The organism is Anabaena sp. CCY 9910 (genome assembly GCF_963920875.1).
Classification (GTDB): Bacteria; Cyanobacteriota; Cyanobacteriia; order Cyanobacteriales; family Nostocaceae; genus Trichormus; species Trichormus variabilis.
In genome coordinates, this window is the sequence record NZ_CAWUDJ010000014.1 from 1 (window position 1) to 20,952 (window position 20,952).

Here is a 20,952-nt window from a genome sequence, read left to right on the forward strand (position 1 = left end):
TTGGGTTACGCTATCGCTCCACCCAACCTACTATTCTCTTAACTGAACCGTATTGAAATATAATGACTAATCATACCTATGCTTTTTTGATTTAATTACTTCAATAACATCATCATGACGTTGACCATCGATAATATCTTTTAAATGAATTTTACCCTCAATATACTGAAGATGAAGTCGCCATCCTGATAATTTATCGATATCAGCACGATATATTGCCTGTTTGATACCTTTGACTTTACGGAGTCTAGTTTTGGGAAAAGTTCTAGTTCGATGACATTCATGATCTTCTAGTTCTGCCAAAGCTTCTAGAAAATCAATTTTTAGATGATCAGGTAATATATCCATAGCCTCATGAATGACACCATGCTCATCTAAAAGTGGCTTAATCCGTGACATCAGTTGGAGTGAACCTCAAGTTCTTGATTTTTCACACTAAAATCGTGATAGAGAGATTCAGCTATTGAATTGTAAGCTTTTGAAGCGTCTTCAGTATGGACTACTCTAAATAACGTTATTACCGTCACGTCAAAAATTGGATCGTCGTCAATAGTAATTATTAATCTGACATCTTTATCGATAATCAAGGCGTAAAGAGAAGATTCATAATCTGCATCAAGTTTGATATCTTTTAATCTAAAAGCTTGGTTTTCTAATAACTTTTTATTCTTCGATAATAACTCAACGTAGCGATTAAGCTTTTTAACTATTTTAAATTTTTCTTTATTATTAAACTTATTTAAATCGTGTTCAAATTCTTTTGTGGACTCAATAAGTATTTCCATTTAACTGATTCCAGACCTGAAACACTAAACTAATTTCAAATTTAACCTATAACGATAAAAAATTGAGTATTCCCAAGCTATTTATCTAGAAAGGTAATGATATGGATAGATTTATAACTATATGTTACTCACTACGTTAATTATACTTGCATAAAAACAGCGATCGCCCTCAGAAATTAGTATACATAAGTTTGTAGTGATGATCAGTTGTATTTAACACCACATCTCTTATGCCAAATACAGTATTTTCCCCTTTACTCATACTCGTATTAGGACTTACTCTTACTCAAACTATCGGCTGTGCAAATAGTCCAGATAATTCCGTCGTTGCCCAAACTTCAACGAAGCCAGAACCTCAAATTGTTGTACAACCAGGGGAAATTAGGGCTTTACCAGGAAAGTTAGATAACATCCCTGTATTTAACAGTAATAGCCCAGAGTGGGTGAAGACTGAAGGAATTTTGCTGTCTACTTTCCCCACAAATGGTAAAAAAACACCAGCAGCACACCTCAATTTTCCTTTTCAGGGACGGTTTGATTTATTCGCTCACCATTACACCCATACTCCCAAGGATTTACAAACGCTTTACTTGGGGGTCATTGTCAATAATCCTGGGAAAAAACCTGTGACAGTCGATGTCTTGCAAGCAGCCAGTTATCTCATGGAGGATGCACCTTTTGTCACCTTACCCCCCTACATAGAAAACAACGATGGTAAAGCCTATTCAGGGCCAGGGGCTAGGGCTGTTGCTGATGTTCTGCGGGGTGTGAGACAGGCTGATTTTCCCGCTAAGTTGGTGATTCCCCCTGGACAAAGCCGGATGTTGCTGAATCATCCTATTCCTGTGCGGAATTTGGAAAAGCCTGTCAATGGTCGCTCAAGTTTTTTGCGTTTGCGGAGTAGCGATAAAATTTACACAGCAAGCTTGGCGATGTTTGCTAAAAAGAATACTGATGGTTCTGACCGTGCGCCTACTATGGCTGAATGGCAAGCTTTACTCAATAATGGTAACTTTGCTGGGCCACGGGATAAAACGCCTACTCCACCCAATGCTACCAGTGGGGCGTTGATTTATGGTCGTGTGGCTGGCGTTTCTCAAGGTTCCCAATGGCAAGCCATTCTCACTGATAATCCCCAGGCAACAACTCTCACCATACCCCAAGTAGGCAAAGGCATTTCTTACCCTATAGTAACTCTGCGTGGTGGTCGATTGGGTACAGGACAAAACCAAACAGCTAAGATGCTGGTGCGCTATCCTGATACAGCTTATGAAGCGCATGGTAATTACGGTGTGGAATATAACCTCAACTTGCCCTTGAAGAATAACACTAACCAAACGCAAAAGGTGACTATTACTTTAGAAACACCCTTAAAGGAAGATAAGTTATCTCAAGGTGGTGTACGCTTTCGTAAACCTTCCTTAGACTTTCCTTTTTTCCGAGGTACAGTCAGGCTACGTTACTTTGATGACCAGGGAAAACAAAAGACGCGTTACGTACACTTATGGCATAGAACCGGACAGGTTTTAGAACCATTAGTGCAGCTTGTTATGCCACCATCAAGTAGACGCAATGTGCAAGTAGATGTAATTTATCCACCAGATTCCACACCACCCCAGGTTTTGACTGTAAGAACTTCGTCAATTAATAATTAGCCGCTTTATCTAAATAAAATATGACAAGCGTAGGCCTAGCCTACGCCCAAACTTACTTACCGCCGTAGAAAAAGGCAATATCTTTTTCTTTCAGGGGTGCAAAGCCTGCTTCTATCAGCAATTGATCAAGTTCTGCTTGAGGAATATGTTTTGCGCCAATACGGATGATGCGCGATCGCATAGTATTAGATACACCACTACGCTGTCTATTTGCTTCCAAAGCCATGACTTTGTGATATAGTTCTAGCTTCACAGAGGGAATAGGTGTACCATCAAAATCGATACCTTTGGCGATCGCCTCATCAATAGCATCAGCACCTTTTGTATCAGAATTGGCTACGTTAGTTTCAGCAGTCATGATAATTTATTCTAATTTTATAGGTATATTTTACCAGTCAATTAGATCCCCAGATTTTTAGCTGAAACAGCAATGTTTAAAACCCCTACGCTCCTACACCCAGCCTCAACAGACAACCTGGGTGCATAAGTCCTAATCAATTACCAATACGCCAAATTCTCATGGTGTTATCTTCACTACCACTAACTAGGTTTGTGCCGTCGGGAGTAAAGGCGACAGTTGTCACAGTATTTTCATGTCCTTCTAGGGTGCGAATTTCCTCGCCAGTTTCTAAATTCCACAACTTGATAGTCTGGTCGCGGCTGGCACTGGCGAGGGTGTTACCATCGGGACTAAAGGCAATTGATGTAATTGTTTCTGTACTACCTTTTAATGTACGGACTCTGGTACCTGCGCCTACCTTCCAAATTTTAATGGTGCGATCGCGGCTGGCACTGGCAAGAGTGTTACCATCGGGATTAAAGGCGATTGATGTAACCGTTTCGCCATTTCCCGCCAGTGTGTGAGTTAAAGTTCCAGTTTCTAAGTTCCAAATTTTCACAGTTTTATCAAAACTGCCACTAGCAATATTCACACCATCGGGACTAATAGCAACAGAACGTACCCAAAATGTATGTCCGGTGAGAGTATTTATCAATCTTCCTGTATTTAAATTCCAGACTTTAACAGTGTTATCATCACTACCACTAACTAAAGTTTTGCCATTGGGACTGATGGCGAGGGTATGAACTGCATCGTTATGTCCTGTGATGGTGCGAATTACTTTCCCAGTTTTCAGATTCCAGATTTTGATAGTGTTATCGTCACTACCACTAACTAAGGTTTTCCCATCTGGGCTAAAAACTACAGCATTCACTTTTCGGGAGTGTCCGTTCAAGGTGGAAATATCTTCACCTGTAGCTAACTGCCAAATTTTAATGGTGCGATCGCTACCACAACTAGCTATGATCTGACCATTAGGACTAACAGCAAGAGAAACAAACGCGTTTTCGTCGCCGGGAAGAGTGTTAGCCAGAGAAATGGTTCTCAAAGTTGTTTTGTGGGGATGTGCTAAAACCACTTCACCAGAGTTATTGTGAATTAATCTGGCGGATAAACTGCTGTAAATCCGTCGATATTGGCTAAACCAAGATTCGCTAAAACCAAATAGCAAGACTAACGCACTAAGCAAAACTACGCTTCTGAGTAGGGAGTATTTTCTGGGTGACTTAGATAAATATGTTGTCTGAGGTACAGGGATTTTTCCAGAAGTCTGACCGGCGGCTGGTAAAGCAAGCGGTTGTTTGGGAGTGATATCTTTAATAACTTCATCAGCCGATGTGTAGCGGTGCTTGAGGTCTTTTTGCAACAGCTTGTCCAGCACAAAATCCAATTCAGGCGTTAAGGGACTGCGTAAATATTGCCGCCAATTGGACACCCAACTATAACCGTGTTCCATCCACAATTGGAATGGCGAAACGCTAGTTATGAGGTGAAAGCAGGTAGCACCCAAAGCAAACAAATCACTAGCAGCATAAGCCTTACCATCCCGAATTTGTTCTAGTGGTGAGTAACCATGTGAACCAATGGATGTGCCAAAATTCTGTACCTTGGCGGTTAATTGTTTAGATGAACCAAAGTCAATGAGATTTAATCGCCCATCAGTGCGACACCGGATAATATTTTCTGGTTTGATATCTCGATGAATTACACCGCGATCGTGGATAAACTTAAGAACAGGCAGTAAATCTAGCAAAATTGCCTGAATTTCTCCTGGTCGATAATTCTTACGCTGCTGCAACTCCTTGAGGAGATTCTGCCCATTAATAAACTGTTGCACCAAATACAGACAGTTGTCTTGCTCAAAATAAGCCATCAAGGTGGGAATTTGGGGGTGTTCGCCGAGTTCTTGTAAGCGCTTGGCTTCCTCAGCAAATAACTCCACCGCTTTTTTTTGTGACCAAGTACCTTGAAACTTTGGTGCTAGTTGCTTAATAACACAAGGTTCATTTAATTTATCTTTATCTTCTGATAGATAAGTTCTGCCAAATCCCCCCTCATCAGAAAGTACTCGCACAACACGAAAACGATTCCTCAAAAGCGGTACTAAGGTAGTACCACAACTTTGACACGACTTTTTTCCATCAGCATTTAATGGATTTAGGCAATCTGGATTTAAGCAGCAGATCATGTTCTGACAGGCGCGGCTGCATGAAAATGTATATGAACTTTGTCCCGAAATCCCCTTGGTGAAGAGTAGCTCTCACATACGTTTGGTAGACGACGCTGGCTGAGGAATTTGGGGCGTTTTTATATCGTAAATCCTGGTAAATGCTGAACAGTCTTGCTCGTTACAGCAAAACTTGGAGAGCTTGATAATTTATTATTCTCCAGATTATAGAATATTCCGAATTGAATTGGGGATTGGGGACTGGGGATTGGGGACTGGGGACTGGGGATTGGGGAAGAAGGGATGACTAATGACTATTTACTTCTGTTAAATCAGCAGGTGTCATGTGGGAATGAACTACTTGACCGTCTTTAAACCATACAATGCGTTTGGTTTGACGAGCAACTTCTGGTTCGTGTGTGACCATAACTACAGTAATTCCACCGCTATTTAATTCGGTAAAAATATCTAATACCTCTTGGGTGGTGCGCGAATCAAGTGCGCCTGTTGGTTCATCTGCTAAGAGGACGACAGGACGATTGACAATGGCACGGGCGATCGCTACTCTTTGTTGTTGTCCACCAGATAATTGAGTAGGTTTGTTGTTGAGGCGTTTTTCTAAGCCTACACGAATTAAAGCTTCCGTCGCGCGATCGCGTCTTTCGTTGGGGTTGACATCGGCATACACCATCGGTAGCATAACGTTTTCTAAAGCCGATAGTTGGGGTAACAAATGGAATTGCTGAAACACAAACCCCAGTTTCCTGTTGCGGATATGCGCCAAATCTTTATCATTCATTTGCGCCACATCCAGACCATCTAAATAATAATGTCCTTCTGTGGGACGATCCAAACAGCCAATAATATTCATCGCTGTGGATTTACCAGAACCCGAAGGCCCCATAATGGAACAATATTCACCCTCATTAATTACCAAATTCACATCATTGAGGGCTTTAACTTCAGTTTCCCCAATACCATAAACTTTAAAAATATTTTCTAGGCGAATAATTGCTGACTGTGGTGCAGGATTAGGAACGAGGGAATCGGTAAGAGAAATTGTGTTTGACATGGGTAAATGGGTAATTGGTAATTGGTCAATTAACTCTTGCTGTTGGGAATAGGTAGTTATATCTGTAATACCAATTCTCTATAAAGTTGCACCCAATAAATGATGTAGAGACGTTGCATGCAACGTCTCTACAGTCCAGAATAAAGCACATCTTCATTAAGAAACGGTGTCAGACTTTTATGTTAGCAATTATACTTTTCAAATAACTCCACAAATTCCTGCCCAATCCCCAGTGCAAGGCAAAAGTCACAAGAAAAAATCTTTTACCTTTTTACTTTTTACTTTTTACTTTTTCCTCCCCAATCCCCAGCGTAACGTGTTTTCAGTTACAGTTATGCCCGATGCAATTAAGCCACAATGTTGATTAATCAATAGAAGTGCAGCCCTACCTATAAACGATGCTGCTGTCACATGAAACCTCGAATTATTGTTTGTGGCTTAGGACGAACTGGATATAAAATCTTCCGTTTGCTGAGACAGCAGGGTGCGTTTGTAGTAGGTATTCATCACAAACCCATCCCTGGCGAAGCTGGGGGAGATGTAATTATTGGCAATTTACAAACGGCTGCTACCTTAGCAGCAGCAGGGATTCATCAAGCACAAACTTTGGTGATTGCTAGCTCGGATGATGCTGTAAATTTGTCGATTATGATGCAGGCAAGGGTGCTAAATCCGCATATTCGGATTATTAACCGCTTTTACAATATTAATTTAGGCGATCGCCTAGATCAAACTCTGCCAGAACACCTGAGTATGAGTGTGATTGGATTAGCCGCACCATTATTTACTTTTGCCGCTTTAGGAAATCAAGCAATCGGGCAGATCAAGTTATATGAGCAAACTTGGCCTGTCCAAGAAGAGTATATTGATGAAAATCATCCTTGGCTTGGTCGTAAGTTAAGTGACCTGTGGGAGTGTCCGACACGGATGCCGATTTATTACTTACCTGTGGAAGGGGAGATGAGTTTGGTATCGGCGGTGCTGTCTGGACAACACTTAAGAATAGGCGATCGCTTAATCGTGGGTATTCAGCCCCGTATCCGTTCTAACAGACGATCCTTAATCAAAAAATGCCTGAAAGTTCTCACTAGTTTACGGCAATTTCAGCAACATGGACAATCGATAATTGTGGGGGCGATCGTTTTACTGGCGATCGTTATAATTGCCACCCTCACCTATATGTCTACTGAATTGAGCTTATCTATGGTTGATGCGCTCTATTTTTCTGTAGGTATGATTACTGGTGCTGGTGGCAATGACAAGGTAGCGGAAAATGCTCCCAACAGTATCAAATTATTCACTGTGGTTATGATGCTGGTTGGCGCTGTGGTGATTGGTATTTGGTATGCCATGATCACAGATTTTATTCTGGGTACACGCTTCAAGCAATTTTGGGATGCAGCCCGGATTCCCCTGCGCCATCACTATATTGTCTGTGGTTTAAGCGGTGTTGGTAGTAAAATTGTTCAGCAACTTCATACCAGTGGTTATGAAGTGGTAGTGATTGAAACTGACTCCAACAATAAATACGTCAATTCTGTACGTGGGTTAGGTATTCCCGTAATTCAAGGCGATGCCAGTTTCCGTACCACCCTCAAAACCAGCAATATAGATTCTGCGGCTGCCGTGCTAGCCGTAACCAATAATGATGCTACGAACCTAGAGATTGCCCTAAAAGCTAAAGGTTTAGCCCCTAAGATTCCTGTAATTGTCCACTATGCCGACCCTGATTTTGCAGGTATAGCACAACAAGTATTTGACTTTGAAGCGGTATTAAGTTCAGCAGAATTGGCAGCACCAGCCTTTGCGGCGGCGGCTTTGGGCGGACGTATCCTTGGTAACGGCATCACCGCAGATAAACTTTGGGTAGCATTTGCCACTTTAATTACGCCGTCACATCCTTTTTGTGGTCATGTGGTCAAAGATATAGCCATGTCGGCTGACTTTGTGCCTTTATATGTAGAAGCTAATGGTCAAAGGGTTCACGGCTGGAACTTATTAGCAACATACCTGAGGGAAGGTGATGTTTTGTATTTAACCATGCCAGCAAATCAGCTATATAAATTGTGGCGTGACGAACGGGCGTGTAATGCCTAGTTTAAGGGATTGGGGAACAATATGCTTCGGATAGGCAGGGGAGGAAAGGAGTTTATTTTCATAATTTTTCTCTTCCCCTGCTTCTCTTCTCCCCTGACTTCCCCTGCCTGCCTTAACCAAGAAATCCCTTAACCGAAACGTATTGGATTAGGGAAGGTGGGACACTTTTCATTCTTCCAGTACTCAGTCCCTAATCCCCAGTCCCTAATCCCTAAACTTATCGCACTTCCACAACTGCAATCACTTTTTCATCGCGGTTGAGTTGGAGGATGCTTTCACCTTTACCATCTCTGGGCAATATCGGTACTGTGTCTGTGGATATCCGCACTACTCGCTCTCTATTGGTAAGTAATGCCACTTCACTAGAGGTATTTGCCCCTACCATAGCCGCGAGATTATCGGTTTTATTGACAAATTTCATGGATTGTGTACCTAAGTCACCTCGATTTGCTGACTTGATCTGATTAACTGGCAAGCGTTTCGCGTATCCTTCTTCAGTGACTAATAATAAATACTCTGCTTGTGCTGCATTCACGCAACCAACCATACACTGATTTCTCAGCAGCCGGAATGCTTGTAAACCCATCGCCGTCCTACCCATAATTGGTAGTTGTTCATCATTGGCGGAGAATCTCAACAATCGTCCCCCAGAACTAGCCAAAATTAGGTGCTGTCCTGGTTTACTGAACTGAGTTAAGAGCAATTCATCATCATCTTTGAGTTTTAAAATCGTTACACCACGACGAGTCAAGTTAGTTAATTCTTCCAACGATAGGCGTTTAATTCTTCCCTGCTTAGTTAAGAGAATTAATTGTTGCGCCGCCAAATTTTCTGGTAGTAAAAGGCGGCTGACTACAGGTTCTTGATTACCTTGGGCTGTGGTAGTTAGCATGGTAATCAATGGTGTTCCCCTTGGTGAACGTCCAGTAGTTAGGGGAATATCTCCCACTTTCACTGGGTAGAGTTTACCGCCGTTGGTGAGTACTAATAATTCTTTGTGGGTGTCGGTGATGTTGGTTTGGATAAGGAAGTCATGCTCTAGCAGACCATTTTCCACCTTAGATTTTTTCCCTGGCTGAATCCGGCGTAGGTATCCGCGATGGGTAATCTCTAAAATCGCTTCTTCCGCAGGTTCTAAAGGTGAAAGATTTTCTGTATCTTCATCTGTTTTGGCAGAACCATTGTGTTTATCAGCCTTTTTATTTTTGGGTAGTTCCTCCAAACTTTTAGCGCCTAACTTTGTGCGTCGAGGATCGCCGTATTTTCGTTTGAGCGATCGCAAATCTTTTTTCAGCGCCTTGAGTAATTCTTTGCGATCGCTTAATAACCGATCCAACAAAGTTATCTGTTCGCTCAGTTCACCAAACTCACGCTGTAAGTTCTGCTGTTCTAAACTGGTAAGGCGACGCAATGGCATAGATAAAATTGCATCTGCTTGGTCTTCACTCAAATCTAGTCGGCTACATAGAGTAACTTTTGCTGTACTTCCATCAGGTGCTTGGCGCAAAATTTCGATGACCTCATCTAAGTTCGATAAAGCTTTGAGCAAACCTTCAACGGTGTTTAATCTGCTGGCTGCTTTACCCAACTCATAACTGTAGCGACGATTGAGGGTTTGTTCTCGAAAATTCAAAAACTCCTGTAACAATTGCCGCAAACTTAACTGGCGGGGTTGTCCCTCAACAATGGCTAAAAGAATTGCCCCGAAGTTAGTCTGCAAAGCTGTTTGATGATACAAATGTTGGAGAACTTCTTGGGGATTGGTATCCCGTTTAAGTTCAATCACCACCCGCATCCCTTCGCGATCGCTTTCATCCCGCAGATCAGAAATTCCTTGCAGTCGGCCTTGATTGACTAATTCCGCGACTTTCTCAATCCAGCCAGCCTTGTTCACCTGATAAGGCAATTCAGTTACGATAATTGCCATCCGGCGTTTACTTCCTCTACCGCCAGGAATTTCTTCGACGGTAGCCACACCCCGCAGGACAATACCACCTTTACCTGTGATATAGGCTTCCCGAATCCCAGTCTCACCAACTATTTCCCCACCAGTGGGAAAGTCTGGCCCCGGTATTAACTCTAATAATTTTTCATCAGCTAAATCTGGTTGGTCAATGAGGGCAATCAAACCATCAACTATTTCCCCTAAATTATGAGGGGGAATATTTGTCGCCATCCCCACCGCAATTCCTGAACAACCATTCAGCAATAAAAACGGCAACTGAGCAGGTAATACTGTCGGCTCTTGTTGGGAGTTATCAAAGTTACCCACAAATTCCACAGTTTCTTCGCCAATTTCTGTCAGCATTCCCTCATGACTAATGGGAGCTAGGCGCGTTTCTGTGTAACGCATCGCCGCCGGGGGGTCATTATCAACGCTGCCAAAATTACCATGTCCACCCAGTAAAGGGTAACGGCTGGAAAAATCCTGCACCAGCCTCACCAAAGCATCATAAACAGCTTGATCGCCATGAGGGTGGTATTTACCCAGCACATCCCCCACCACACGGGCGCATTTCCGGTATGGTCTATCGGGGGTCAAACCAAGTTCGTGCATGGCATATAAAATCCGCCTATGAACTGGCTTTAAGCCATCACGAACATCTGGTAATGCTCGGCCAACAATCACACTCATGGCATATTCGAGATAAGACCGTTGCATCTCTGTGTGCAGGGCTGTTGTGATTACCTGTCCCGTGGAGAGAAGGTTTAACTGTTTTGCCATGAGTTTTTTCCCTGAGATTGAATTACATAAAAGTCGCTTGCACTAAACACGGCAGCAAACACAGCATAACGGATGAAATGGGATTCATAACACAATATTGGTGTTCACCGGATAAAAAGCCGTAGTATTATCCTTGATGACAGCAAAGCATATTGATACTAAAAAGAAGCTAGACAACTGTGTTTATTCAGATTGTCATCCTATTACCTCTATAAATAAAATTCTCATGAAAACTGTTTTGATTGTCGAAGACGATCTAATTAATGCTCGTGTATTTTCCAAAATTTTGACCAAGCGCGGTGGCTTAGGTGTGAAACATACTGAAAATGTAGATGAGGTGATGAAAATTGCTCAGTTAGGAGAGGCAGACCTAATTCTAATGGATGTTTCTCTATCTAGAAGCGTTTATCAAGGTAAATCTGTGGATGGGATCAAGATTACACAAATGTTAAAGTCTGACCCCCAAACAGCCAACTTACCAGTAATTCTCGTCACAGCACACGCTATGGAAGGCGATCGCGAGAACTTTCTCCGGCTGAGTGGTGCTGATGGCTACATCTCTAAGCCCGTTGTAGACCACCAGCAATTCGTTGACCAAATCATAGCTCTTCTCCCCAGTGACAACCACTGAACGCTTTATAAATTTTTTCAGGAACCATCACTCAAAAAAAGATTGGGTGATGGTTCCCAATTTTATAGTATAAACGTACTACGAGTATGAGTAATAAGCAAGTGGTTAGGGGAAATAGGGGTTTAGGGGTGTAAGGGTGTAAGGGTGTAGGGGTTTAGGGGTTGAAGAGAAATCAATCTCTTCTGCCTGGCTTTATGTCTCCGGGTACTGGTCTCTGCCTTTCTTGATAACTATTGGCAAAACTCAGTATATTCAGCGAGTGAATCAAGTTATAAGTTATTGGTCTCACCAATTTCCTACACCCCTACACCCCTACACCCTCATACCCCTACACCCCTAATTTCACTGTCTAGGAGTAGGCGCGCTTTCTCGCTGTCCTAAAGCTGCTTGGATGCGAGGTAATTCCAAGAATTGTTTTGTATCAGACAATAAGCGATCGCCCCACAAATTTTCTTTGAGAAAATCTATGTTGGCATAGCGCGGATCAATCCGGAGTGCGGCTTCTCCTAAAGATATACCCTGTTGGCGATCGCCTTTGGTGTACAGCGCCACTGCTAGAGCTAGCAATGGTTCTGCGGCTTGTTTATCAATGGCAACAGCAGATTGCCATCGCTTAATGGCTTCGTCCACGTTACCTTGTTCGTAGCTGATTAAGCCAATATTGTTAATTGCTGGCCAGAATTTTTTGTCTTGAGCTACAGCTTTATTGTATTGAGCGATCGCATCTGGCAATCGTCCTATCATGTAATAGGCGTTTCCTAAATCAAACAATCCATCTGCTTCGTTGGGTTTCAATGCCAAACCAGCTTGGTAATGTTCAATAGCTACTTGATATTTTTTTTGTTGAAAATTAGCCGAGCCTAAAGCAAACAAGACATCAGCATTCTTGGGATTGATTGTTTTTGATCTATTGAGAGATGCGATCGCTCCATCAAAATTTTTAGTTTGCAACTGCAAACCACCCAAGAGAAACCACACTTTATCATTCCCAGGAGCTAACTGGCTAGCCAGTCTTGCTCTTGCTAAAGCCAACTCATACTGTTGGAACTGCCCCAGTTGAGCCGCTTCTTGGGCTAAACTCAACCCTTGCTTTTCCAACTTTGCTGGATCTAGTTGCAATGTATGAGGTATCAACGCCTGTGCATGAGCTGCTTGGGGCATACTCCACAAACCACAGACAACCAGAAGAGAAATCAAACTAACGTGTTTAGGCACACTACCGCCCTCTTGAGCCATAAATCAAATAATCTTTCAGCTAGCTTAAACGATCTCCGCCTAAGGCGGCAGGTAAATGTTACAGTCGTTTGCGCGAACAAGGGGAATGTTGGGGATTGGGGATTGGGGACTGGGGACTGGGGACTGAAATGTTATGGAAGTAGGGTGGGCATTGCTTACAGATAGTTACGTTTGTTCAATCATCCATCAAATCGCATTCCTATATCCGCTTTGAAACTATGTTAGGCATTAGATAATTATCAATATCAAAACAACGCCAAGTGCTTACATAAAAGCTACACAATTTTACTCATCCGCCTCATAATTTGGGTCAATCTCATCACCCCAAATTACGGATAATTCATATTTATTAATAAATAATGGCAGAACTTATCACCTGTTTAATTCCCGGTTTCTCAGGCAATTATCAACTTATGTAGTGCAGAAAAATGATTTATTTTAACTCTAGCAGTAGATAAAAAATCAACAATGATTGTGACTATAGTCATAGATAAATGAGCAAATACTAATGACTTTTGTCACTTATGAAATCTAGTCTGCCTGGCTGATAATTGCTGATATAGGTTGGCAAATTCCCAACGCCTGAACCTAAACAAACAGCAACATCAGCACAAACAAGAAGAAAATATTATGTTGAAAAAAAATCGTGCCACTATATTTTTAGCTGCTGTCGTCATGTTTGCTCCTATGCTTTTGGCTACTCCTGCCAATGCTGGAAGCAGATATAACAATAGAGAAGTAAACCAAAGAAGAGCAGTTTACCAAAGACCAGTTTACCAGCGAGTAGTCAGACTCCGTAATGGTGCTTATAGGCTTCCTAATGGGCAAGTTATTCCTGGTAACAGACTAGTCAGACTGCGTAATCAAGGTTATTGGAGACTACCTAATGGTGATATCGTTCTTCCTAGTCAGGAAATTGTTCCTGTTAGAAGCATTGTCAGGCTAAGAGATGGTAGCGTTAGGTTACCTAATGGAGTCCTAGTAAGACTGTAGTCTTGAATTTTATTTAAAGTCTAGAAACCTACAGAACTAGTATTGATTTACTAGTTCTGTATTAAATTTTTTAACAACGGAGTGCAAATGACAACTGAGACAACCCACCCCGTAGATTCATCAATATTGCTGCCACAGACCAAGAAAAAAGCCAAAATCAATTGGCTTTCTTGGCTGATTGTCTTAGGGATTGTCGGTGGTATCGGCTACGCAATTTATTACCAATTAACAGTAGTTCCTCGTCAGCAAGCTAGAAGCAGGGTACTGACACAAGCTGTAGAAAGGCAGACTCTACCAATTACAGTTTCCGCAAATGGAACCGTCAAACCTGAACGGTCAGTCAATCTTAGCCCGAAGAATTCTGGCATACTCAAACAATTGCTAGTCAAGGAAGGGGATGTTGTTAAACAAGGGCAAGTTTTAGCCTACATGGATGATTCCAACTTACGAGGACAACTCGTCTCAGCGCAGGGACAATTAGCACAAGCTGAGGCAAACTTACAAAAGGTACAAGCAGGGAATCGTCCTCAAGATATCGGTCAATCCCAGGCTCAGTTAGATGAAGCCTTGGCGAACTTACGTAAGCTAGAGACAGGTAATCGACCACAGGATATTGCTCAAGCCCAAGCACGCTTAAAAAGCGCACAAGCCAGCTTAACTCAAGCAGAAGACGATTTACGCCGTAATCAGCAACTTTATAATGACGGGGCGATCGCTCTACAAGTCGTCAATCAAAAACGTACAGAACGCGATAGCGCTCAAGCCCAAGTTAATGAAGCCCAGCAAGCATTGGCTTTACAACAAGCCGGCTCACGCCAAGAAGACATCGAGCAAGCAAGGGCTACAGTCCGACAAAGACAAGAAGCCTTGGCGCTGCTAAAAGCGGGGAACCGCCGAGAAGATATTGATGCAGCCAGAGCGCAGGTAACATCTGCCCGTGGTTCCCTACAAAATACCCAAGCGCAAATCAATGACACCGTACTGCGTGCGCCATTTGACGGTATTGTGACCCAAAAATACGCTGATCCAGGTGCTTTCGTCACACCCACAACCTCAGGAAGTGCTGTTTCTTCCGCCACCTCTTCTTCAATTTTGGCGTTAGCTTCACGTAACGAAGTTGTAGCCAATTTATCTGAATCGAATATTGCCAAAATCCGGTTAGGTCAAAAAGTGACGATTACCGCAGATGCCTATCCAGGTAGAACCTTTGAAGGTAAAGTTAGTCAGATTGCTGCTCAAGCCACAGTAGAGCAGAATGTCACCAGTTTTCAAGTCAAAGTGTCATTGAGTGATTCTCAAAGATTATTGCGATCGGGGATGAATGTGTCAGCAGAATTCCAAGCTGGTCAATTAGATAATGCTTTAGTGGTACCCACAGCCGCAGTTGTGCGCCGGGAAAATGCCACAGGTGTTTTTGTCTCAGGAGCAAATAACCGACCAGTGTTTACTCCGATTAAAACTGGAGCGACTGTTAATAGTTTTACTGAAGTCCAATCTGGCTTGAAAGGTAACGAAAGAGTCCTGCTCAGTTTCCCTCCAGGAATGCGACCCCAATCAACACCAAGAGGAGGAGTTTTTCCAGGGGTAGGCGGCGGCGGTGGTGGTCGTTCTTCCGGTGGTCGTTCGCGTAACGCTGCACCTTAAGGTGAGAGAGAATTTGTACACAAAGTCCGTAAATTATTCCTTCCCCAGTCCCCAATCCCCAATCCCCATTTATGTTTAAGGGTTTTTATAAAAAAAATAATACTCGTACCGTCCCATTTCTAGAAATATTATTAATGGCGGCTGAAACCCTGTGGAGTAATAAATTACGCACAGGGTTAACTATGTTGGGTGTAATCATTGGTATTGCTTCAGTTATTGCTATCACTTCCGTGGGTCAGGGGGTGCAGAAGAGTGTAGAACAACAAATTCAAGCCTTAGGGACAGATGTTATACAAATTTTGGCGGGTGCGCCTAGAAGTGGCAATGTCCGACAGGGTTTAGGTTCTACTAGTACATTAACTTGGGAAGATGCAAAAGCGATCGCCCAACAAGCGCCCTCAGCTGAGATTGTTTCTGCTTACCTCCAGCGCAACGCCCAAGTTGTTTATGGCGGGGAGAACACTTCTACCACAATTTACGGCACAGATTTAAACTACCCAGAAGCGAGAAATACTCACCCCCAAGAAGGAAGATATTTTACTCAACAAGAATTAGATTCCTCCGCCCAAGTTGCAGTGATTGGGCCAACAGTCCAGAGGACACTGTTTGGCCAGGGTGGTACACCCATAGGTGAGAAAATCCGCATTCAAGGAGAGGCTTATGATGTGATTGGAATTACGGAACCAAAGGGTTCTCAAGGCCCGATGGATAGAGATGACCAGATATTTATTCCTCTGACAAGTATGTCAAAGCGGTTGGTGGGAAATAATGCCCTGACTGGCGTTTCGGTAAGTGGAATTTTAGTTAAATCTAGTAATCAGGAACAGTTAGAGGCAGCACAATTTCAAGTTACAAATATTTTACGTTTGCGCCATAATATCTATCCGCCACAAGTCGATGATTTCCGCCTGACTAATCAAGCCGACATTGTGAGTACCTTCACAAATGTGGTGGGTTTATTTACGATTATGGTAGTGGCGATCGCTGGTATTTCCCTAGTTGTTGGTGGTATAGGTATTGCCAATATTATGCTAGTCTCCGTTGTGGAACGAACACGGGAAATTGGCATTCGTAAAGCCGTAGGAGCAACAAATTCAGCCATTCTCAATCAGTTTTTAGCCGAGGCGATCGTCATTTCTATTGTTGGCGGTGGTATAGGTATAGGCGGGGGAATTTTAATTGCTTTTGCCTCCGCTACTATATTCAAATTTCCCTTTGTAATATCTATGATTTCCATTATTGTTGGCTTTGGACTCTCACTCACCGTTGGCTTAATTGCCGGAGTAATTCCCGCTAGAAATGCCTCCAAGCTAGACCCCATTACCGCCTTACGCAGTGATTAACAATTAATTCCTGAGTGTTACTAATATGACAACAATGATTTGGATGGAATCTATTACTAAAACCTACCAATTAGGAGAAGTCCGCGTTCCTATACTTAAAGGTATTCAACTGGGTATTGAAGAAGGAGAATATGTTTCTATTATGGGTGCGTCAGGTTCTGGTAAATCTACACTCATGAATATTATGGGATGTTTGGATCGTCCTAGTGCCGGACACTATATTTTTGAAGGTAGAAATCTAACCACTTATAACGATGATGAATTAGCTTATATACGCAATCAACGCATAGGTTTCGTATTTCAACAGTTTAATTTACTATCACGGGCAACAGCTTTAGAAAATGTAATGCTACCGATGGTTTATGCTAACTTACCTAAACGCAAACGTCGTGAAAGAGCATTAGAAGCATTAAAAAAAGTAGGATTGGGAGAACGGATTCTCAATCGTCCCAGTCAACTTTCTGGGGGACAACAACAACGAGTAGCTATTGCTCGCGCTTTGGTAAATCGACCAGCTTTAGTTTTAGCTGATGAGCCGACAGGAGCTTTAGACACCGAAACATCCTATGAAGTGATGAATTTATTGACAGAATTAAATCAGCAAGGAATTACGATTGTTATTGTTACCCATGAACCGGATATTGCAGCTCAAACAAAAAGAGTAATTCGAGTTCAAGATGGTTTAATCGTATCAGCCTAATGAATAGAACTTACGCAATTGTCATAGTCAAACTAATGGCGTGTCTAGAATAAAACTAATTTTTAATGCAACATTTTAGTCTTGCCACGCCAGTAGGGGTAGCAGGTAGAGATATTGTGCCATTTGGACTGTTTTATGACCTGAGTTCACCCATTTAGGTGAAGGCATATATATTTACTCAGGAATAATATTAGGTTAGAGGGAGGAACGATATCACGTATTTTACGTCCAAATACTGAATTTAAACAAATATTTACTTTATTATAGCTCTAAAGCATTTTATCTCTGACCACTCCCCGAACCAAGGTTAATAGGCCGCTACTTATGACTGCGTACATAGAAGTTCCGATGATTGGTAAAGTTAAATACCCGGCGCGCTGGCTGGTGGGACTAGCAGCTGTTGGTGTTTTAGTAGTTGGCTCGGCCACAACCTACAAGATAGTTCAACAGGGAAATAGTAAGCAAGATGTAACGCAATTAACGGTTCCGGTAGAAGCTAAGAATGTCACTATCAGAATTACCGCCAGTGGTAAAGTTGTGCCGGTGCAGAGTGTGAATCTTAGCCCAAAAAACCCTGGCGTTCTGGCGCAGTTATATGTAGAACAAGGCGATCGCGTGGAGCAAGGACAGATCATTGCCAGGATGGATGTGGGTGAGATCGAAGCTCAAATTGCTCAATATCGCGCCAATTTAGCCCAAGCTCAAGCCCAGTTGGATGAAGCTAGGGCGGGGAATCGTCCTCAAGAAATTGCTCAGTCTAAAGCGCGTCTAGCCCAAGCTCAAGCTCAATTAGCTGAGTCGGTGGCGGGGAATCGTCCCCAAGAAGTTGCTAAAGCCCAATCTCAAGTTGATGCAGCCCAGGCCAGGGTAAATTACACATCGGAACAGGTAAAACGTTATCAATATCTCTTTAACCAAGGGGCAGAGAGAAAACAATTATTTGATCAAGCCGTCAGTGAAGACAAAAGTGCTAGAGCTAATTTAGCGGAAGCACAAAAGCAATTATCCTTATTGCAAAGTGGCACTCGGAGTGAGGTGATATCTGCAAAGGAAGCTGCTGTAACCGAAGCACGGGCAGCATTAGTACTCTCACAAGAAGGTAGCCGCCCCGAAGAAATTGCCCAACGTCAAGCAGCTGTGAAAGCAGCCCAAGCACAGCTAGCAGCCGCCCAAGTGAGATTAGCAGATACGATTATTCGCGCGCCCTTCTCTGGCATAGTGACTCAGAAGTACTCCAACGTGGGTGCTTTCGTCACTCCTACAACCTCCGCTTCCACCAGTGCTTCTGCAACTTCTAGTTCCATTGTGGCGTTAGCAAGGGGTGTAGAAATCTTGGCGCAAGTCCCAGAAGCTGACATTGGCCGCATTAAACAAGGGCAACAAGTAGAAATTGTGGCAGATGCCTATCCTGATGAAGTTTTTCAAGGACGTGTACGTTTAATTGCCCCGGAGGCGGTTATAGAACAGGGTGTGACATCCTTTCAAGTGCGAGTAGCCATCGATACGGGAGTGGATAAACTACGGTCTGGCTTAAATGTAGATTTAACTTTCTTGGGCGATCGCGTCGATAATGCTCTGGTATTACCGACAGTTTCCATTGTCACGGAAAATGGCAAAACAGGTGTTCTCGTACCAGATGCCCAAAATAAACCCCAGTTTCGAGAAGTGACCATTGGTGCACAAATCCAAGACCAAACTCAAGTTTTATCGGGATTGAAAACAGGCGATCGCGTGTTTGTTGACTTACCCCAAGACTACAGAATCCAACAGGCCAAAGAAAAAGCAAATCGATGAATTTCTTAGAAAGTATGCAAATGGCAGGGAAAACCCTGCTGTCAAATAAGCTGCGTAGCGCCCTGACGATGTTGGGCATTGTTATTGGTAACGCCTCAGTCATTGCCATGATTGGGATTGGGGAAGGGGGACAGAGGTTTGTTCAGCAACAGTTAGAGTCACTAGGCCCAAATGTGCTGTTTATCATTCCAGGGAACCAAGCTACTCAACGGATCTCTAACGAATTACCCAAAACTCTCGTATTAGCAGACGCAGAAGCGATCGCCACCCAAGTACCAACCATCGCCGCCGTGACGGTAGAGTTAAATAGTCGGCAAGTAGTCACCTACAGTAACAGAAATACCAACGTTAATATTATTGGTACAAATCCCAACTTCTTAAGAGTGCGGGATTTTAATGTTGATAGAGGGCGATTTTTTACCGATATAGATATGAAACGCAGCAATCAAGTTGCGGTACTCGGTGCAAAATTAGCTGGAAGACTTTTTGGAAATACCAACCCAGTGGGGCAGCAATTACGTATCAAAAATGCTAGCTTTCAAGTCATTGGTGTATTGGAAGCCAAAGGCTCAAATCTTGGTGTCGATTATGATGATGCGGCAATGGTGCCAATCATTACCACAGCTAACCGGATTGTGGGACGCACCTCTCCCTATGGATTAGAGGTAACCTTTATTGTCGCCTCCGCGAAAAATGCCGAGAGTGTAGACGCAGCCGTATTCCAAATTACTAACTTACTGCGACAACGCCACAAAATCACCGGCGAAGATGACTTCACCATCCGTACCCAAAAAGATGCCTTGCAGACAGTCGGACAAATCTCCAGTGCATTGACAATTATGTTAGCGGCGATCGCTGGTATATCATTGTTTGTTGGTGGCATCGGCATCATGAATATTATGCTTGTTTCCGTCACCGAACGCACCCAAGAAATTGGACTCCGCAAAGCCATTGGCGCGACGGAACAAGATATTTTATTGCAATTTATTATTGAATCTGTGATTGTGTCTGCCATTGGTGGCTTAGTGGGGACTGGTGTTGGTGTTGGTGGCATCATGTTAGTGGCAGCCCTGACACCCCTAGAAGCCGCCATTTCTCCCGTAGCCATTGCCACAGCCGTGGGTATTTCTGGGGCGATCGGTTTATTTTTTGGCGTGGTTCCTGCCCGCCGTGCAGCTAAACTTGATCCTATTGTGGCCTTAAGAAGTGCTTAGTATTGGATCAGTTCATCTACAGTTTTCGCCAATAAAAAATGCCTGCATATGCAGACATTTATGAGGCTTTCTGTCACTGTAATCGGCTACAATCATGTTTGAATCATGATGCTTTTATTTTTGCTGATCCAAAATCATAAATCAATCCCATAAAATCATAATTTTAGACATAAGTCACTGATTTATATCTTGAATTTTTCCCTTTTATTAACATACTATAAAAATAGTATTTGATTTCTGAAATATACGTAGAAACATACGTAGGGTGGGCAATGCCCACCACAACCATAATACGGTGGGCAATGCCCACCCTACAAATAATCAACTCGTATTCCTATATTAGAGGTGAAATCTGGACATTTCTTATGAAAGGGATATTTAGATATTTTTCCATAAATTTCACATTATATACTGTTTTTAAATAATAAATAATGCTCATGTTTTCTAGTTTTTAGTTAGACAAAAATGGGGTATTTACGTCTGCAAAGTTTTATATTTCACCCCTAATTTTAAATTATAAAAGTAGAGGTGGTCAGGTTAATAGCCCCAGAAACTT

Annotated in this window: 16 protein-coding genes; 9 read left to right on the forward strand and 7 right to left on the reverse strand. The window is 42.7% G+C overall.

Annotated features, from left to right (window positions below; all coding sequences use genetic code 11):
- Positions 1-66: 66 nt before the first annotated feature.
- Both ACM5QX_RS12690 and ACM5QX_RS12695 read right to left on the reverse strand, forming a co-directional pair.
- Positions 67-399 carry a hypothetical protein gene (locus tag ACM5QX_RS12690; RefSeq protein ID WP_010994610.1) on the reverse strand — a complete coding sequence of 111 codons (333 nt, stop codon included), beginning with the start codon at positions 397-399 and terminating at the stop codon, positions 67-69.
- Entirely contained in the window at positions 399-785 is a 387-nt protein-coding gene (locus ACM5QX_RS12695) for a hypothetical protein (protein ID WP_011319600.1), read from the reverse strand. Before ACM5QX_RS12695 ends, ACM5QX_RS12690 begins: the two co-directional genes overlap by 1 nt.
- Before the next feature lie 230 nt (positions 786-1,015).
- Between ACM5QX_RS12695 and ACM5QX_RS12700 the strand changes: the two genes are divergently transcribed.
- A complete protein-coding gene (locus tag ACM5QX_RS12700; protein ID WP_414753822.1) occupies positions 1,016-2,440 on the forward strand; it encodes a DUF3370 domain-containing protein in 1,425 nt (474 codons plus the stop codon).
- Positions 2,441-2,492: 52 nt separating this feature from the next.
- Here ACM5QX_RS12700 and ACM5QX_RS12705 read toward each other — a convergent pair whose 3' ends face one another.
- The 3 genes from ACM5QX_RS12705 to ACM5QX_RS12715 form a co-directional block, all read right to left on the reverse strand.
- Complete coding sequence (locus ACM5QX_RS12705; RefSeq protein ID WP_190565947.1) at positions 2,493-2,798, reverse strand: DUF4090 family protein; 306 nt, start codon at positions 2,796-2,798, stop codon at positions 2,493-2,495.
- Positions 2,799-2,934: 136 nt separating this feature from the next.
- Positions 2,935-4,968 carry a protein kinase domain-containing protein gene (locus ACM5QX_RS12710; RefSeq protein ID WP_414753823.1) on the reverse strand — a complete coding sequence of 678 codons (2,034 nt, stop codon included), beginning with the start codon at positions 4,966-4,968 and terminating at the stop codon, positions 2,935-2,937.
- Between the two features lie 286 nt (positions 4,969-5,254).
- Positions 5,255-6,019 (reverse strand): ABC transporter ATP-binding protein, encoded by a 765-nt coding sequence (locus ACM5QX_RS12715; RefSeq protein ID WP_414753824.1) that lies wholly within the window; start codon positions 6,017-6,019, stop codon positions 5,255-5,257.
- A 411-nt stretch (positions 6,020-6,430) separates the two neighbouring features.
- Between ACM5QX_RS12715 and ACM5QX_RS12720 the strand changes: the two genes are divergently transcribed.
- Entirely contained in the window at positions 6,431-8,116 is a 1,686-nt protein-coding gene (locus tag ACM5QX_RS12720) for an NAD-binding protein (protein ID WP_011319605.1), read from the forward strand.
- A gap of 217 nt (positions 8,117-8,333) precedes the next feature.
- On the opposite strand, the gene gyrA is transcribed toward ACM5QX_RS12720, so the two are convergent.
- Positions 8,334-10,841, reverse strand: coding sequence for a DNA topoisomerase (ATP-hydrolyzing) subunit A (gene gyrA / locus ACM5QX_RS12725; protein ID WP_414753825.1), 2,508 nt, complete (start codon positions 10,839-10,841; stop codon positions 8,334-8,336).
- Positions 10,842-11,067: 226 nt separating this feature from the next.
- Between gyrA and ACM5QX_RS12730 the strand changes: the two genes are divergently transcribed.
- Positions 11,068-11,472: a response regulator gene (locus tag ACM5QX_RS12730; RefSeq protein WP_010994618.1), complete on the forward strand. Its 405-nt coding sequence runs from the start codon at positions 11,068-11,070 to the stop codon at positions 11,470-11,472.
- Between the two features lie 342 nt (positions 11,473-11,814).
- Here the strand turns inward: ACM5QX_RS12730 and ACM5QX_RS12735 are convergent, their stop codons facing one another.
- Entirely contained in the window at positions 11,815-12,708 is an 894-nt protein-coding gene (locus ACM5QX_RS12735) for a tetratricopeptide repeat protein (RefSeq protein ID WP_414753826.1), read from the reverse strand.
- Between the two features lie 630 nt (positions 12,709-13,338).
- Here ACM5QX_RS12735 and ACM5QX_RS12740 point away from each other — a divergent pair.
- The 6 genes from ACM5QX_RS12740 to ACM5QX_RS12765 all read left to right on the forward strand — a co-directional run bounded on the left by ACM5QX_RS12740 (position 13,339) and on the right by ACM5QX_RS12765 (position 20,396).
- Positions 13,339-13,701 (forward strand): hypothetical protein, encoded by a 363-nt coding sequence (locus ACM5QX_RS12740; RefSeq protein ID WP_011319608.1) that lies wholly within the window; start codon positions 13,339-13,341, stop codon positions 13,699-13,701.
- An 87-nt stretch (positions 13,702-13,788) separates the two neighbouring features.
- A complete protein-coding gene (locus tag ACM5QX_RS12745) occupies positions 13,789-15,345 on the forward strand; it encodes an efflux RND transporter periplasmic adaptor subunit (RefSeq protein WP_414753827.1) in 1,557 nt (518 codons plus the stop codon).
- Between the two features lie 71 nt (positions 15,346-15,416).
- Positions 15,417-16,688 (forward strand): ABC transporter permease, encoded by a 1,272-nt coding sequence (locus tag ACM5QX_RS12750; RefSeq protein ID WP_414753829.1) that lies wholly within the window; start codon positions 15,417-15,419, stop codon positions 16,686-16,688.
- A 25-nt stretch (positions 16,689-16,713) separates the two neighbouring features.
- Positions 16,714-17,388 (forward strand): ABC transporter ATP-binding protein, encoded by a 675-nt coding sequence (locus tag ACM5QX_RS12755; RefSeq protein WP_414753831.1) that lies wholly within the window; start codon positions 16,714-16,716, stop codon positions 17,386-17,388.
- 324 nt (positions 17,389-17,712) lie between these two features.
- Positions 17,713-19,182, forward strand: a complete 1,470-nt coding sequence (locus ACM5QX_RS12760) for an efflux RND transporter periplasmic adaptor subunit (protein ID WP_414753832.1) — start codon at positions 17,713-17,715, stop codon at positions 19,180-19,182.
- Positions 19,179-20,396 (forward strand): ABC transporter permease, encoded by a 1,218-nt coding sequence (locus ACM5QX_RS12765; protein ID WP_414753833.1) that lies wholly within the window; start codon positions 19,179-19,181, stop codon positions 20,394-20,396. The genes ACM5QX_RS12760 and ACM5QX_RS12765 overlap by 4 nt, the downstream gene beginning before the upstream one ends.
- Positions 20,397-20,952 lie beyond the last annotated feature (556 nt).